Origin of the sequence: Leisingera sp. ANG-S5 (genome assembly GCF_000813925.1) — a bacterium.
Taxonomy (GTDB): domain Bacteria; phylum Pseudomonadota; class Alphaproteobacteria; order Rhodobacterales; family Rhodobacteraceae; genus Leisingera.
In genome coordinates, this window is record NZ_JWLH01000005.1 from 552,150 (window position 1) to 566,407 (window position 14,258).

Consider the following 14,258-nt stretch of genomic DNA (forward strand, 5'->3'; position numbering starts at 1 on the left):
GGCGCGGGGGCGGCGTCATGGTGAAAAGCGAAGCGTCAGCGCCGTGGCAGATCCGTGGCGGTGTCAACATCCTGCAGGGTATCGGTCAGCGCGATGCGCCAGCCGGGCAGAGTGTTTAGCGTGTCGGCCAGCGCATGTTCACTGGACCAGCGAACATCCTCGAACATGTCTTGCGGCAGGCGGGACGGATGTTTAGCGCCCGCTAGCCAGTAACCCCCATCCGCTGCCGGGCCGAAGACTGCGTCGTGATTGCCGAGGGCCGAGAAAGCACGAGAGATATGGTTGCGGGTGATGCCGGGAATGTCGGCACCGATCAGGCAGACAGGGCCTGTCGCGGATTGAAGCATCCTCTTCATGCGTGCGCCCAGATCGCCTTGCCCTTGCGGCCAGCGCGGCAAATCAGCAGGCCAGACCTTGGAGCGCACCGCCAGGTCCGGCGCTACCGCCAGCACAATCTGCCAGCGCGGATCCCGCAGGGACCGGATCAGCCGGGCGGACTGATGACGGAACCACCAGGTGGCAGGAAGCACGCCGATATCGCGGCCCAGACGTGTCTTGACTCGTCCGGGACGAGGTTCCTTGACCATGATGATCAGGGTGCGTTTCACGTGAAATCACGCACCATGTCCCGATGATCGATACCGGCATCGTCATAGACTGGGCCAAAGGCGGTGAAGCCAAGCTTCTCATAGAACCTGAGCGCATGGATCTGCGCACCAAGTTTGGCCTTGATTACCCCGGGACGCGCCCGGGCGGTATCCACTGCAGCCTCAATCAATTTGGCGCCAAGCCCGGTGCCGCGGGTCGAGGACAGCACGCAAACCCGGCCGATCTTGGCGGTGTTCCCATTGAACACAATCCGCGCCGTCCCAACCGGGACACCGTCCTGCAGCGCCAGAAGATGGGTGGCAGAGCCGTCCAGCGCGTCCTGCTCCTCCTCCACCGGCACCCCTTGCTCCTCCACGAACACTTGGTGGCGCAAGGCAAAGCATGTCTCTAGATCCTCGGTGACTGAAATGCTCAGACTCATGCGAAATAGTCCTGCAGGATGCGGGTATAGATGGCTTTCAGCTGGTGGATCTGTGCGACCTCCACGCGCTCATCCACCTGGTGCATGGTTCTGCCAACCAGCCCGAACTCCACCACCGGGCAGTGGCTCTTGACGAACCGCGCATCCGAGGTGCCGCCAGTGGTCGACAGTTCCGGCTTGCGGCCGGTCTCCGCCTCGACCGCTTTTGAAACCAGATCCGAGAGCGCGCCCGGCGGGGTTATGAAGCTCTCACCTGAGATCTTCACCTTCATCCCGATATCAACGCCGAACTCCGCTGCTGCCTTGTCCGCCTCGCTTTGGAGCCAGTCCGTTAGGCCGGCACCTGTGTGGGCGTCGTTGAAACGGATATTCACGGCTGAAGTGGCCTGAGCCGGGATCACGTTGGTCGCGGTATTTCCGGTGTCGATAGTGACAACAGCCAAGGTGGAGGCGTCAAAGTGTTCAGTGCCTTGATCAAGCTCATGGCTCGCCAGCCGGTCCATCAGCCGCGCCATTGCGTTCAGCGGATTGTTGGCCCGGTGTGGGTAGGCCGAATGGCCCTGCACACCGGTCACCGTGAACCAGGCCGTCATCGACCCGCGGCGGCCGATCTTGATCATCTCGCCCATCTCATTGGGGCAGGTCGGTTCGCCCACAAGGCAGACCGACATCTGTTCACCTTCGCGGTCCATGTAATCCAGCAGCGCAGTGGTGCCGTCCACGGCAGGGCCTTCCTCGTCGCCGGTGATGGTCAGGATGATGGACCCGTCTGGCGGTGTGTCCCGCACAAAGTCCACGGCCGCCGCCGCAAAGGCCGCAACCCCGGATTTCATGTCGGTCGCGCCGCGCCCGTACATGAACCCGTCCTTTTCCTCTGCCCCGAACGGCGGCATGGTCCAGGCGGCCTCGTCCCCCAGCGGCACCACATCGGTGTGGCCGTTGAAGCCAAAAGTCTTGGCGTGGCCCTTGGCGCCCCAGCGGGCAAACAGGTTGCTGACCTCGCCACGGTCGGTGCGGGTGCAGGTGAATCCGGCCTCGCTCAGCAGTTTTTCCAGCAGCACCAATGCGCCGCCTTCCTTAGGCGTGACCGACGGGCAGCGGATCAGGTCGGCAGTCAGGCGGGCGGGATCGGTTTGCGGCATTGGCGGGCTCCTCAGGTTCCGGTTGCCACAGGCCTAGCGCGGAACGGAGCGCTGTGCAATTCGCAGGGAGGCCCGTAAATGTGGCGCAAAAGCAGCGGTTTCACGGCCCTGCAAAGGAGAGCCTGCCCAGTATCCGGGAATCATGTTAATGATTTGTTAATCATAATTAACCCGAGGCAGGGTATCCCGAGAGCAGCACCACCGTAACAGCGGGGCGCGCAGAACTGACTGGCGGCGGGTCCGCTGGCGACGCGGCAGTGGCAGCTGTCTGCGCGGGACGCTTGTCCGGATGGCGGGAGCAGGCGGCGCAATGGTCAGGGCACGAGAGCTTAATTACGATACCAATGCATCCGCATTGGAGATGGCAGACACCATCTTTGGTGACGGGATTACCGTTCTAGATGCCAGCTATACCGGTGACAGCCGTTCTTCAGCGATTTATTCCAACGGCGATGCGCTGGCACCCGGTGCGACACCCAGTGACACAGGCGTAATACTGTCGACGGGGCGCGCCGATCAGTTCACCAATTCGCGCGGCCAAGCCAATCAGGACACCAACCAATCCACCAACACCTGGGGGCCAAGCAACCAAGCCGATTTCAATGAAATCGCCGGCACCAGAACCTATGACGCCTCCTATCTGGATGTGAGCTTTATTCCGGATTCGCAGGTGATGACGCTGCAGTTTGTATTCTCTTCTGAGGAGTTTCCCGAATTTCAGAACTCCGTTTACCAGGACATGGTTGCGGTTTGGGTGAATGGCGAACCGGCCCAATTGGAAATTGCAGGCGGTGCCGCGAACCCGGCAAATGTAAGTGCCTCAATTAATGAGAACCTATATCTCGACAACACCAGCGATGATTTCAACACGGAGATGGACGGCCTGACGGTCACCATGACCCTGACGATGCGGGTGAACCCGGATCAGGTGAACAACATCCGGATCGGCATAGCCGACGTTGGCGACAGCAGCTATGACAGCAATCTCCTGATTGCAGGCAAGTCGGGACAGACCAATCTGATTGCCATTACAGACAAAGTGTTTGTAACGCCGGATGGCAGCAAGACCATCGATATTCTGGAAAACGATATCAACATATGGGACGGCGGCACGGATGGAGCTGACGGCAGCACTCTGACCGTGACACACATCAACGGGGTTGCAGTCACCGCAGGGTCCGTAGTCACGCTGCCCTCAGGCCAGCAGGTGACGCTGAACGAAGATGGCACAATCACCCTGGCGGGTGACGGTGATACCGAGCATTTCAATTTCACTTATACAGTCAGCAACGGCACCATCAGCGACACCGGCTTTGTCAACGCAAGCTCAATCCCCTGTTTTGTGGCCGGAACTCTTATCCGCACTCCGCTCGGAGAAGTGCCGGTTGAGGATCTGATGCCAGGTGACCTGGTTGAAACCCGCGACGAGGGGGCCCAGCCGCTAAGCTGGACCGGTGGCCGCTCGGTTGCAGCTGAAGGGGATTTTGCACCAATTCGTATTGCTGCGGATACCTTTGGGCGGCATGGCGCGCTGCTGGTCTCGCCGCAGCACCGGGTGCTTGTGCGCGGGGCCCATGCTGAGCTGTTCTTCGGTGAAGAAGAGGTTCTGGTAGCGGCCAAGGATCTGGTGAACGGCCGCAGCGTTACCTGCTGTCCGGGCGGTGAGGTCACCTATGTGCACCTTATGTTCGATAGCCACCAAGTGATCTACTCGGAAGGATTGGAGACGGAAAGTTTCCTGCCGGGACCGCAGATCGTTAATCTTTTCGAACAGGCGGTGGCTGAGGAGATTTGCGCGCTGTTTCCCGAATTGGACCCGGAAACCGGCGCGGGCTACAGCGCTGCTGCCCGGCCTGCGCTTAAGTCTTATGAGGGCCAGCTTCTGGCCGCAGCGCAGGCGGCCTGAGGAAGGTGTCCTGGTTTTCGGCCTCTGGCAGCGGGCTCGATTGGTGCAATACGCAGGCGCTGCGCTCTGGCGGGACAGCCGACGGAGACAGTTTGCTTGTGTGCGGCACAATCATGCTTGAATGCCACTTGCCGGAAATCACCCGTCCTGAGCCATTGCTCCTTTATTCCCAGGGCGGAGACTGGCCTCTGCGGCTGGCAATTCAGGCGGTTCCGGGCGGCGGTCTGAGTTTCGTTCTGGAGCAGTGCGGGGCCGTTCTGCATAAGACACTGAATCCGACCAGTTCTGGACGCGCCGGACGGTTGCGGCTGAGCTACGCCTGGGATGCCCCTGCAAGAACAGGGCAGCTGACATTGGAACAGCCGGATGGCGGGCAGATGCAGATTGCCGCGCTGGCGGATCCAAAACCTTGGCGGCTGCGTGATCTGCAGGCGCTGGCGGGGCCGCTGGGCTACAGGGGAGCTTCAGTGGAATATCTGGCCCTGTCCGCCAAGGTTGAGCCAGCTGGTCCAGCCCCCGGGCTGCTGCCAGCCACGCCAATTGCCGTACCGCAAGGCTACCGCGCACTGGGCTGCCTGAAACGGGGGGACCTGGTGCTGACCAGCGGCGGTGCGGCAGTACCCGTGCTGCAGGTGGTGGAGCGCCAGGTGCCTGCGCTGGGCTCCTTCGCTCCAGTGCGTCTCAGAGCACCGTACTTCGGATTGCTGCAAGACATTCAGGTCGCGCCGTTTCAACGGCTGGTATTGACCGGCTCAGAGGTCGAATACCTGTTTGGCAAGCCCGCGGTTCTGGTGCCAGCCGGCAATCTGCTGGGTACCGGCACCGCGCAGCCGGGCCAGGCTGGCGCGCCTCTGATAACCTATTGCCAGGCGGTCCTGCCGGACCATGAGCCGCTGATTGCCGCCGGGTCGATGACCGAGAGCCTGTACCTGGGCCGCTTGCGCCGCGACCCGCAGCGCCTGGCGGCCAGTCTTGTGGCGCCGCACGGTGCCGCTGCTCTGCCGGAACACCGGCAGCCGAAATTCCCGGTTCTGCGTGCCTTTGACGCTGCGGTGCTGGCTGACAGGCGGACGGCCTGACACAGTCTTTGACGCAATTTCTGCCTCTGCATCCTTGATGCTTGCGTGAAAACCGTGATCCGCCTAAGGACGTTAAAACCCTTTCAGAGGCCAATCCGAGCGTTTCCGTGCCGTATCTCCGCCTGATCCCAGCCGTCCTGTTTATGCTATGGGGGCAATTGCTTTCCGCGCAGGTGCTGACGGTCAATACCGTCACCCGGCCGCCCTTTTCAATGGTGGAAGAGGGGCGCGACACCGGCTTCTCACTGGAATTGTTCAAAATCTTGGCAGAGCGGCTGGATTTGGACTACCGCGTCAGCCGCGCTGACAGCTTTTCGGACATGCTGGAAGGCGTGCGGAGCGGAGAGGCCGATCTGGCAGCCGCCAATATCTCGATCACCGCCTCGCGGGAGATCGAAATGGATTTCAGCCACCCGATTTTTGAAAGCGGTTTGCAGATCATGGTGCAGGCTGATGACGTCCGCGAGCCATCGCTGCTGCGGGCGATCATGTCCTGGGACCTGGCAGCGGCGATCGGGATCGCCTTTCTGCTGCTGTTTGGCGGCGGCATGATGATGTGGACGTTCGAACGCCGCGCACAGCCCTATTTCGACCGCCCTCTGAAAGAGGCATGGTTCCCCTCTTTCTGGTGGGCGCTGAATCTGGTGGTGAATGGAGGCTTCGAGGAACGGGTGCCGCGCACACCCATTGGCCGGATGTTCGGCGTGGTGCTGGTGGTATCTTCGCTGTTCATCGTCTCAATCTTTGTCGCCAAGATCACAGCGGTTATGACAGTGGAGGCAATCACCGGCTCAGTGAACTCGGTGAATGACCTCTATGGCAGATCCGTCGGCACCATCGGCGGCTCCACAGCCGCCGGTTTCCTGGACCGGCGCGAGATCGACTATGCTGCCTTCTCTGGTTTGGAGGAGATGCTGGCTGCCTTTGAAGCGGGGGAGATCAAGGCCGTGGTCTTTGATGCGCCGGTACTGAATTTCTACGTGCAGCAAGGCGGCCATCAATACGGCCACACCATCGGCCAGCCGTTCCTGCGGGAAAACTACGGGCTGGTGTTCCCGGCCGGCTCGCCGCTGGTGGAAGAGGTCAACCAGGCGCTTTTGACGATGCAGGAGGACGGCAGCTATGACGCCCTCTACCGCAAATGGTTCGGCAGCCAGAACTGAAGTTAGTGAAAAACAGGCTCTTCGCCGTCAAAGAACGGGGTCATCTGAGCGACAATCACCGCGTTTTCCTCCAGGGCCCGCTGCATCAGATCGCGTTCCTCATCGCCGATTTCATGGCCTTCGGCCTCGCGCTCTTCCAGGGTGCCGTATCCGGTCACGTCCAGCGGTGCAGTATCGGCTTGCTTTAGGATCGCCACTGTTTCCCGCACCGCCTCGGCTTCATCAATACCGGATGCATAGATCATCAGCGCAGCGCCGGTGGCGCCGTCGGGCAGGCCGTCTCCCTCCTTGCGTCCGATCTGGACAAGCAGGGTATAGACTTGCTGGCGGGAGGGTTTCTTCTTTTCCATGCCGCCGCCATAGCGCCGGGGCAGGGGGATGGTCAATCCATTTGACACACCTGTACCGGGGTGATGCGCAATCAACTGAAGGCTTGCGGCGGTTTGCAGCCGGGCTCTATGTCTAAGCTTATTAATAATGGCCCCCGAGGATACCCGATGCGTTTTTCCGCCCTGACTGCCCGGCCGGTGCCCTGGAAAAACGGCGGCGGCATTACCCGCGAACTGGCCGTGCAAGAAGAAGACGGCCAAATTGCCTGGCGTCTCAGCCTGGCAGAAATTGAGCGAAGCGGCCCGTTTTCAGCCTTTTCAGGATACGCCCGCATTCATTGCATCGTCCAAGGCGCCGGCCACACCCTGTCGGATGGACACATCCGGCTGGAGGCCCGGCCGCTGAAACCGGTGTCCTTTGATGGCGGCCTGGCTTTGGATTGCCGGCTGCGCGATGGCGTCTGCAAGGCGTTCAATGTGATTTATGATCCGAACCGTGTCACGGCAAAGGCGGAAATTCTGAATGGAGGTGCGTTGCGTGACTGTGAGGGCATCCAAGCCTTCTTTGTGGTTTCCGGCAGTCTGGAGATTCCTGGCAAGGGACGCTTTTTTCCAGGCGAGGGTGTTATCGCACAAGGTGCCGCCACCGGAAAGGTTTCCGACGGCGGCGCGGTTATCCATGTGCAGTTTTCGCCTGTTTAGAGACTGTTCAGCAGCTCTTTGATGGCTGTCTGATATCCCGCAACCACAGTGTCTCGGGCAATGTGGCGACCCTGCTGCACTACGTGGCGGCCTGCGCTCCAGACGTCCGTTACGGTGTCATCGCCCGCGGCAAAACACAGACCGTCCAGCAACTGCTCCGGCTTCAGCGCGCAGAGGGCGGGCATTGTGCTGTCAATCGCCACCAGATCCGCCAGCGCGCCTTCCTCGATCCGCCCGGCATCGCGCCCCAAAGCCAGCGCGCCGCCCTTGGCTGCACCCAAGTACAACGTCTCGCCCACCGAGCCTTCGCCCGGCACCAGCACATTGCGGGCCAAGTCCCGCAGGCGCTGGGAATACTCCAGTGTGCGCAATTCCTCCGGCAGTGAAATCCGCACGTTAGAGTCTGAACCAACCCCAAATGCGCCGTAATGCGCCAGGTATTCCACGCCGTTGAACGGCCCGTCGCCCAGATTGGCCTCTGTGATCGGGCAAAGGCCTGCAACGGCGCCGGAACGCGCCATGGCGATAGTTTCGGTGCTGGTCATGTGGGTGGCGTGGATCAGGCACCATTTGCCATCCACGGGCGCGTTTTCCAGCAGCCATTCAACGGGACGCGCACCCAGCCAATCGCTGATATCCGCCACTTCCTTGGGCTGCTCTGCGATATGGATATGCACCGGCAGCCGGTCCTGGATCCGCAGCACATCCGCCAGATCCTCGGGGCAGGTGGCACGCAGCGAATGCGGCGCAATGCCGACACAGGTATCCGCGGGCAGATCGCGCGCTGCAATCCCGCGGGCGCGGCTGACGAGATCAGAAAAGTCCGCCACGGAGTTGCCAAACCTCTGCTGACCGCCGCTCAGCTCCTGCTTGCCGGCACCGCCATAGGTGTAAAGCACCGGCAGGTGCGTCAGGCCGATGCCTGTCTGGCTGGCCGCCGCAAACACCCGCTCGCTCAGCTCTGTCATCGAGGCAAAATGCGCGCCGCCCGGCTGGTGGTGAACGTAATGGAACTCGCCGACAGATGCGTAGCCGGCCTCCAGCATTTCCATGAACACCAGCGCTGCAATAGCCTCGTACTGCTCAGGCGTGATGCAGTCCATGAAGCGGTACATCAGCTCGCGCCAAGTCCAGAAGCTGTCCTTGCCGGCCGCGCGGTACTCCGTCATGCCCGCCATCGCGCGCTGGAAGCTGTGCGAGTGCAGGTTGCCCAGAGATGGCAGCAGCACATCCGCCCGCGCGTCCCCGGGTTGCGGCCCGGCACCGGTTTCCACTGAGGCAATCCGGCCGTTATCAACTGTCAGCCGGAGGTTCTCAGCCCATCCCTGGGGCAGGCGGGCGCGCTGGGCGAAAATGGTCTGCATCTGACTCTCTTATGTGTAGATATAATACCATTAGCGCCACGTTTATTGCACTGCAAGAGTTTTGAGCAGAAGGGGCGCTGCCCCTCGGCCTGGCGGCCTCACCCCGGAGTATTTGGGACCATAAAGAAGCAGGCGCTTCTGCATAAACGAAAAAAACGCGCCCGGCCGGGGCGCGTTTCTGGTCATAGACTGCGCGGCGTGGATCAGTCGCGCAGCAGCTCGTTGATGCCGGTCTTGGAACGGGTCTTCTCATCCACGCGCTTCACGATCACCGCGCAGTAAAGGCTGATGTTGTTCTTGGACGGCATCGAGCCTGCGACAACCACCGAGTAGGGCGGCACTTCGCCGTACATCACTTCGCCGGTTTCGCGGTCGACGATCTTGGTCGACTTGCCGATGAAGACACCCATGCCCAGGACAGAGCCTTCGCGCACGATGCAGCCTTCGACCACCTCGGAACGGGCGCCGATGAAGCAGTTGTCTTCAATGATAGTGGGGCCGGCCTGCATCGGCTCCAGCACACCGCCGATGCCGACGCCGCCCGACAGGTGCACGTTCTTGCCGATCTGGGCGCAGGAGCCGACGGTGGCCCAGGTGTCGACCATGGTGCCTTCGTCGACATAGGCGCCAAGGTTCACGAAGGAGGGCATCAGCACCGCGCCCGGCGCGATATAGGCGGATTTGCGGACCACGCAGTTCGGCACCGCGCGGAAGCCTGCGGATTTCCAGTCGGCCTCGCCCCAGCCGTTGAACTTGCTGTCGACCTTGTCCCACCAGCCGCCGGCCTGCGGGCCGCCTTCGTGGATTTCCATGTCCTTGATGCGGAAGCCCAGCAGCACGGCCTTCTTGGCCCACTGGTTCACATGCCAGTCGCCGCTGTCCAGTTTCTCGGCCACCCGCAGCCTGCCTGAGTCAAGCGCGTTCAGGGTGTCTTCGATCGCTTCTCGCTGTTCGCCGGTGGTGGCGGGGGTGATGGTGTCGCGCGCCTCCCAGGCGGCTTCGATTGCTGCTTCCAGCTGGGCGTTGGACATGGATGTTCCTCCGGCATCGGTTAGATTCGGAGCTTCATACCGGCAAACTGCCCGCAGGTCATGTCCGGATTGCGTCCAAATTGCCGCCCCTGACGGCGTTTTGCCGGGTTCCAGCCGGTCAGCGCACCCGGCGCAAGTGGCGGCGCAGGATCTCACAGGCTCCTGCAGCATCGCGCCGGGTCATCGCCTGGACAATGGCGGCGTGATCGGCGTCCACCCGGCGGCTCCATTGATGCTGCCAATTGGCGAACAGATGCCGGGCAGCGGCAATATGCAGATCGTCGATCGAGGCCAGCAGCCGCGGCATTGCGCAGGGTGCCAGGATCACCCGGTGAAAGGCGCGGTTCAGCCGTTCCCAGCTGGCCATGTCCTCAGCTGCATCGCAGGCTAAACGGGCAGCGTTGGCGTCTTCGATGTCCTCGGCGGTTAGCCGGCCAAAGGCGTGCGTCAAAGCCAGCACTTCCAGCGCCACCCGCATTTCGATCACTTCGCGGATCTCAGCAGGGTTCAGGGCGCTGACCCGTGTGCCGCGCCGCGGTTCGGACACCGCCAGCCCGTGCGCCTCCAGCCGCAGCAGCGCCTCGCGCACCGGCACATGGCTGGCCGCAAACTCCCGCGCGATATGGTCCTGGCGCAACTTTTCGCCAGCCGGAAGCGCACCGGTAATGATGCGTTCGCTCAGGCTCAGATAGATTGTATCGGCGATGGTTGCGGACATGCTATTCCGATAGGGCTGCCTGGGGATTGCTGCAAGGGTTATCCCAGCGGATCCGGGGCAATGTTGCCGCCGCAGACCAGTACCGCCACGCGTTCGCCTGGCTCCGGCCGGTAGGCACCGCACATCAGCGACGCCAGCGCGGTAGCGCCCGCAGGCTCTACCAGGATCCGGCGTTCGCGCCAGAGCGCCGTCTGGGCCTGGGTGATCGCACTGTCCGGCACGGTGAGGGATGTGACACCCTGCGCAGCGGCCAGCTCAAAGCAGATATTGCCAATCTGCTTGGCACCCAGCGCGTTGGCGGCAACGCCTGAAACCTCTACATCTACCGGCTGCCCGGCTGCCAGCGCCGCGTTCAAAGCGCAGGAGGTTTCCGGCTCCACGGCGATGATCTTACGGGCGCCCTGAAACCAAGCCAGCGCGCCGGCAATCAGCCCGCCGCCGCCTACTGCAATCAGCAGGGTGTCGGCTTGCAGCCCCTGTGCCTGCCATTCGGCGAAGCAGGTGCCTTGCCCTGCGACGGTGGCAGGCGCGTCATAGGCATGGACCTGCATGGCGCCGGTTTCAGCCTCATAGGCCTGCGCTTGCTCCAACGCATTGGCATAGGCGCCGGGCACCACCTGCAGATCGGCACCGGTGCGTTCGATCAGCGAGATTTTGGCGGGGCCTGCCATTTCCGGAACGTAGATACGCGCCCTGTGGCCCAGTTGATGCGCAGCATGGGCAACCGCCGCCCCGTGATTGCCGCCAGAGGCCGCGACCAGGCCGCCGGCAGGCACTTCCTGGCTCAGCAGCGTGTTGAAGGCGCCGCGCGCCTTGAAACTGCCGGTGTGCTGCATGTGCTCCAGCTTCAGTTCCACCGGGTAGTCCAGGCCGAACCCGCGGGTCTGCATTACGGGCGTTTGCTGCACATGGGGGCGGATGCGTTCTGCCGCTGCCTTGACTTCATCCTGCCAGTTCATGCGCGGTCCTCCTTGCCTGCTTGGCCGGAACCTTATCCGCACCGGGCCGCCGTGCAAGCGGAACGGCGCGTTCTGATGCATTCTTGATTGGCGCTAACGGCCAAGGACGGTTACAAAGGAGATCCTGTTATTTTTATTTGGATTGCTTATGACCGAAGACCGCCACAGCCGTTTCCGCGACGCACACTCAGACCGGGACCGGGCCGAACATGTGCCCGCCACGCCGCAGACCCAGGCGCCGGCCTACCGGCTGGCATTTGCCGATGAGGAATTCCTGTGCCGCGAGGAACTGCGCCCGGTGCGCTTGCAGCTGGAGCTGTTGAAGCCGGAGCTGATGCTGAACGAGCATGGCATAGAAAGCACCATCGTGATGTTCGGCGGCGCCCGCATTCCGGATCCTGCGCATAAGGACAAGGCACGCACCCAGACGCTGGCCGATCTGTCGCATTTCTACGATGAGGCGCGCGAGTTCGCCCGGCTGATGACAGAAAAGTCAAAGGAGAGCGGCGGCCGCCATAACGTCGTGGTCACCGGCGGCGGGCCCGGTGTGATGGAGGCAGGCAACCGCGGCGCGCTGGATGCGGGCGGCCATTCCATCGGCCTGTCGATCGTGCTGCCGCATGAGCAGGCGCCCAACGGCTATGTGACGCCGGATCTCAGCTTCAACTTCCACTATTTCGCGATCCGCAAGATGCATTTCCTGATGCGGGCTAGGGCGATCACGGTGTTCCCGGGCGGCTTCGGCACCCTGGATGAGCTGTTTGAGAGCCTGACCCTGATCCAGACCGGGCGCATGGAACGGGTGCCGTTCCTGCTGTTCGGAAAGGAATTCTGGAATAAGATCGTCAACTGGGAGGCGCTGGCCGATGCCGGCACCATCTCCGATCAGGACCTGGACCTGTTCCGTGTGGTCGATACCGCGCAGGAAGCGGTTCAGATCATCGACAACTGGGAGCCCGCGCCGCCGCGCGACAGCCTGCCAGGCCGCGAGCGCTGAACGCCGCAAGAACCGCTGCTGCCGGGATCAGGCGAATTCCGGCGGCAGCTTGCCGACTTCATCGCCGGTCGTGAGCCGGGTGAGGATCTGGGCGCCTCCCACGGTTTTCACGGCATAACCGTATCCGCGCAGGCGGAATTGCCATTCCCGCGGGCTCAGCGCCTTTTGGCGTTCGCTGCGGATCAGGTCCAGCACGCTGGGGTCAATCGGGGCGGTCTTTCGTTCCATCGGAGCCATCGGTGATTCCTTCTGAAAATTGGATTGTCCGTAATCTGGAAACTGTTTGTGCCAAGCGGCGGAATTGAAGCTGGATTGGGGAAAGAATGCGGCAGCACGTGCTGCGGTTGCCGCTGTGCCCGTCAGGCAACAGTCGGGCTTATAAGCGGTCTGAAGGCTGTCGCCCTGGAAATTAGGCGGGAAGCCGCGGTCCGCCAGAGCGTGAACACGCTGGTATTTGCCTTTTGCAGAAAACTCTTCGGTGTTTGCACCTTCTGCGCCAGGAAACCGGCCAAACTTGGCCACATTTGCAAACAAAAACTTATCGGCGGTGGAGCAGTGGAGATTTCCGATGTCCGAAGTAACAGACTACACGGCGCTTTTGGCCTATACCTCGAACAGCAACTACCGCTGGAACAGCCAGGTCAAGCTCGGCACCCAATCTGTTGTGACATACAGTTTTCTCGGCAGTGGTGAATTGGGAAACGCGTCCGATGACCCTTACGGCGCAACCAGCTACTGGTCATTCAACAGCACCCAGCGCAGCTACTTCAGGCAGGCACTGGAAGAGTTCGAGGAAGTCTCCGGGCTGCTCTTCGTCGAAACCGACGGTCCGGCGATGATTGATGTATTCGGCTACAACGGCGGCTCAGCGGCCGGCTGGGCAAATTACTCCTGGGCCAGCGCCACTTCTACCGGCAAGGGGGATCTGGCAATCCAGGGCAGCAGCATGGCGCCGGGCACCTATGGCTATGAAACGATCCTGCATGAGATCGGCCACGCAGTAGGTTTGGAACATCCGCATGATGGCGATCATACGCTGGCCGATCATCTGGACGATCAGGCGCACACCGTGATGACCTACAATTATGCCGGCTACAATGCCACGGAACTTGGCACTTTGGATGTTCAGGCGCTGCAGCATATCTATGGAAACTCGTCAAAGACCGAAGGCTGGAACGCGTACAAAAACTCTGACGATATCGTAGTGATCAAGACCAGCGGCCGGTCCGAAGTCATTCTGGCAACCGGAGAGGACACCAGGATTTTCGCGCATGGCGGCAATGACACGGTCAAAGGCCGCGAGGCTGATGACATGCTTGCCGGATGCAAAGGAGCAGACAAGCTTTTTGGCGGCTATGGCAATGATACGCTGAAGGGCGGCGGCGGTGCCGATATCCTGATTGGCGGGATCAACACGTCGAAATATTCAGGCGCCAGCGGTGAACACGATGACCTGCGCGGCAATTCCGGAAATGACAAGCTGTATGGCGGCCGCGGCAACGACACACTGCATGGCGGCAGCGGCCGGGACCGCCTCTCCGGCGGTGACGGTTCCGATGTTCTGACGGGCGGAACAGGCGACGATGTCTTTGTTTTTGTTTCCGCTGACTATTGGGATTCGAACACAATCACCGACTTCGGCAATGGCAATGACAGGATCCGGTTCTCCGGAACCAGCCCTGACAGTTTCAGTGACCTGACCATCACCCAGCAAGGCGGCGATACGCATATTAGCTACTACGGCAATCACAACGTCGAGCTCACCGGCTACACCGGCGGGCTGTCCGCAGACGATTTCCTTTTCAGTTAAGGCAGCCGGGGACCTGCCGCAGCGGGGC

General features: G+C 61.6%; 15 protein-coding genes. 6 read left to right on the plus strand and 9 right to left on the minus strand.

Annotated elements, in window-relative coordinates:
* Positions 1–35 precede the first annotated feature (35 nt).
* From RA25_RS10965 to dapE, 3 genes are read right to left on the minus strand one after another with little or no spacing between them, the layout of a single operon-like run.
* Positions 36–608: a TIGR04282 family arsenosugar biosynthesis glycosyltransferase gene (locus RA25_RS10965; RefSeq protein ID WP_039172171.1), complete on the minus strand. Its 573-nt coding sequence runs from the start codon at positions 606–608 to the stop codon at positions 36–38.
* On the minus strand, positions 605–1,030 hold the full coding sequence (locus RA25_RS10970; RefSeq protein ID WP_039172173.1) for a GNAT family N-acetyltransferase: 426 nt from the start codon (positions 1,028–1,030) through the stop codon (positions 605–607). The genes RA25_RS10965 and RA25_RS10970 overlap by 4 nt, the downstream gene beginning before the upstream one ends.
* The gene (dapE, locus tag RA25_RS10975; protein WP_039172176.1) at positions 1,027–2,172 is read right to left on the minus strand and encodes a succinyl-diaminopimelate desuccinylase; all 1,146 of its coding nucleotides are present in this window, start codon (positions 2,170–2,172) and stop codon (positions 1,027–1,029) included. Before dapE ends, RA25_RS10970 begins: the two co-directional genes overlap by 4 nt.
* Before the next feature lie 310 nt (positions 2,173–2,482).
* Between dapE and RA25_RS10980 the strand changes: the two genes are divergently transcribed.
* From RA25_RS10980 to RA25_RS10990, 3 genes are all read left to right on the plus strand, one after another.
* Entirely contained in the window at positions 2,483–4,078 is a 1,596-nt protein-coding gene (locus tag RA25_RS10980; protein WP_039172177.1) for a Hint domain-containing protein, read from the plus strand.
* A gap of 155 nt (positions 4,079–4,233) precedes the next feature.
* Positions 4,234–5,157, plus strand: a complete 924-nt coding sequence (locus RA25_RS10985) for a Hint domain-containing protein (protein ID WP_241477393.1) — start codon at positions 4,234–4,236, stop codon at positions 5,155–5,157.
* A gap of 143 nt (positions 5,158–5,300) precedes the next feature.
* On the plus strand, positions 5,301–6,320 hold the full coding sequence (locus tag RA25_RS10990; protein WP_039172367.1) for a transporter substrate-binding domain-containing protein: 1,020 nt from the start codon (positions 5,301–5,303) through the stop codon (positions 6,318–6,320).
* A gap of 2 nt (positions 6,321–6,322) precedes the next feature.
* Here the strand turns inward: RA25_RS10990 and RA25_RS10995 are convergent, their stop codons facing one another.
* Positions 6,323–6,670: a hypothetical protein gene (locus RA25_RS10995; protein ID WP_029204715.1), complete on the minus strand. Its 348-nt coding sequence runs from the start codon at positions 6,668–6,670 to the stop codon at positions 6,323–6,325.
* A 63-nt stretch (positions 6,671–6,733) separates the two neighbouring features.
* On the opposite strand from RA25_RS10995, the gene RA25_RS11000 reads away from it, so the two are divergent.
* Positions 6,734–7,351, plus strand: coding sequence for a HutD/Ves family protein (locus tag RA25_RS11000; RefSeq protein ID WP_241477394.1), 618 nt, complete (start codon positions 6,734–6,736; stop codon positions 7,349–7,351).
* Here RA25_RS11000 and RA25_RS11005 read toward each other — a convergent pair.
* From RA25_RS11005 to RA25_RS11020, 4 genes are all read right to left on the minus strand, one after another.
* On the minus strand, positions 7,348–8,715 hold the full coding sequence (locus RA25_RS11005) for a formimidoylglutamate deiminase (RefSeq protein WP_039172186.1): 1,368 nt from the start codon (positions 8,713–8,715) through the stop codon (positions 7,348–7,350). The genes RA25_RS11000 and RA25_RS11005 overlap by 4 nt on opposite strands.
* 203 nt (positions 8,716–8,918) lie before the next feature.
* Positions 8,919–9,746, minus strand: coding sequence for a 2,3,4,5-tetrahydropyridine-2,6-dicarboxylate N-succinyltransferase (gene dapD / locus RA25_RS11010; protein WP_019295179.1), 828 nt, complete (start codon positions 9,744–9,746; stop codon positions 8,919–8,921).
* 118 nt (positions 9,747–9,864) lie between these two features.
* Entirely contained in the window at positions 9,865–10,464 is a 600-nt protein-coding gene (locus tag RA25_RS11015; protein ID WP_029204714.1) for a GntR family transcriptional regulator, read from the minus strand.
* A 38-nt stretch (positions 10,465–10,502) separates the two neighbouring features.
* A complete protein-coding gene (locus tag RA25_RS11020; protein ID WP_039172188.1) occupies positions 10,503–11,423 on the minus strand; it encodes a threonine/serine dehydratase in 921 nt (306 codons plus the stop codon).
* Positions 11,424–11,571: 148 nt separating this feature from the next.
* On the opposite strand from RA25_RS11020, the gene RA25_RS11025 reads away from it, so the two are divergent.
* Positions 11,572–12,420: an LOG family protein gene (locus RA25_RS11025; RefSeq protein WP_019295176.1), complete on the plus strand. Its 849-nt coding sequence runs from the start codon at positions 11,572–11,574 to the stop codon at positions 12,418–12,420.
* A gap of 27 nt (positions 12,421–12,447) precedes the next feature.
* On the opposite strand, the gene RA25_RS23465 is transcribed toward RA25_RS11025, so the two are convergent.
* Positions 12,448–12,942: a hypothetical protein gene (locus tag RA25_RS23465; protein ID WP_342586127.1), complete on the minus strand. Its 495-nt coding sequence runs from the start codon at positions 12,940–12,942 to the stop codon at positions 12,448–12,450.
* Positions 12,943–12,988: 46 nt separating this feature from the next.
* Here RA25_RS23465 and RA25_RS11035 point away from each other — a divergent pair, with 46 nt between their 5' ends.
* Entirely contained in the window at positions 12,989–14,230 is a 1,242-nt protein-coding gene (locus RA25_RS11035) for a reprolysin-like metallopeptidase (RefSeq protein ID WP_019295174.1), read from the plus strand.
* The last annotated feature ends 28 nt before the right edge of the window (positions 14,231–14,258 follow it).

Coding starts and splice junctions, on each gene's coding strand:
- RA25_RS10970 (WP_039172173.1), bottom strand. CDS start 1,030: ATGAGTCTGAGCATTTCAGTCACCGAGGATCTAGAGACATGCTTTGCC.
- dapE (WP_039172176.1), bottom strand. CDS start 2,172: ATGCCGCAAACCGATCCCGCCCGCCTGACTGCCGACCTGATCCGCTGC.
- RA25_RS10980 (WP_039172177.1), top strand. CDS start 2,483: ATGGTCAGGGCACGAGAGCTTAATTACGATACCAATGCATCCGCATTG.
- RA25_RS10990 (WP_039172367.1), top strand. CDS start 5,301: ATGCTATGGGGGCAATTGCTTTCCGCGCAGGTGCTGACGGTCAATACC.
- RA25_RS10995 (WP_029204715.1), bottom strand. CDS start 6,670: ATGGAAAAGAAGAAACCCTCCCGCCAGCAAGTCTATACCCTGCTTGTC.
- RA25_RS11000 (WP_241477394.1), top strand. CDS start 6,734: ATGCGCAATCAACTGAAGGCTTGCGGCGGTTTGCAGCCGGGCTCTATG.
- RA25_RS11005 (WP_039172186.1), bottom strand. CDS start 8,715: ATGCAGACCATTTTCGCCCAGCGCGCCCGCCTGCCCCAGGGATGGGCT.
- dapD (WP_019295179.1), bottom strand. CDS start 9,746: ATGTCCAACGCCCAGCTGGAAGCAGCAATCGAAGCCGCCTGGGAGGCG.
- RA25_RS11015 (WP_029204714.1), bottom strand. CDS start 10,464: ATGTCCGCAACCATCGCCGATACAATCTATCTGAGCCTGAGCGAACGC.
- RA25_RS11020 (WP_039172188.1), bottom strand. CDS start 11,423: ATGAACTGGCAGGATGAAGTCAAGGCAGCGGCAGAACGCATCCGCCCC.
- RA25_RS11025 (WP_019295176.1), top strand. CDS start 11,572: ATGACCGAAGACCGCCACAGCCGTTTCCGCGACGCACACTCAGACCGG.
- RA25_RS11035 (WP_019295174.1), top strand. CDS start 12,989: ATGTCCGAAGTAACAGACTACACGGCGCTTTTGGCCTATACCTCGAAC.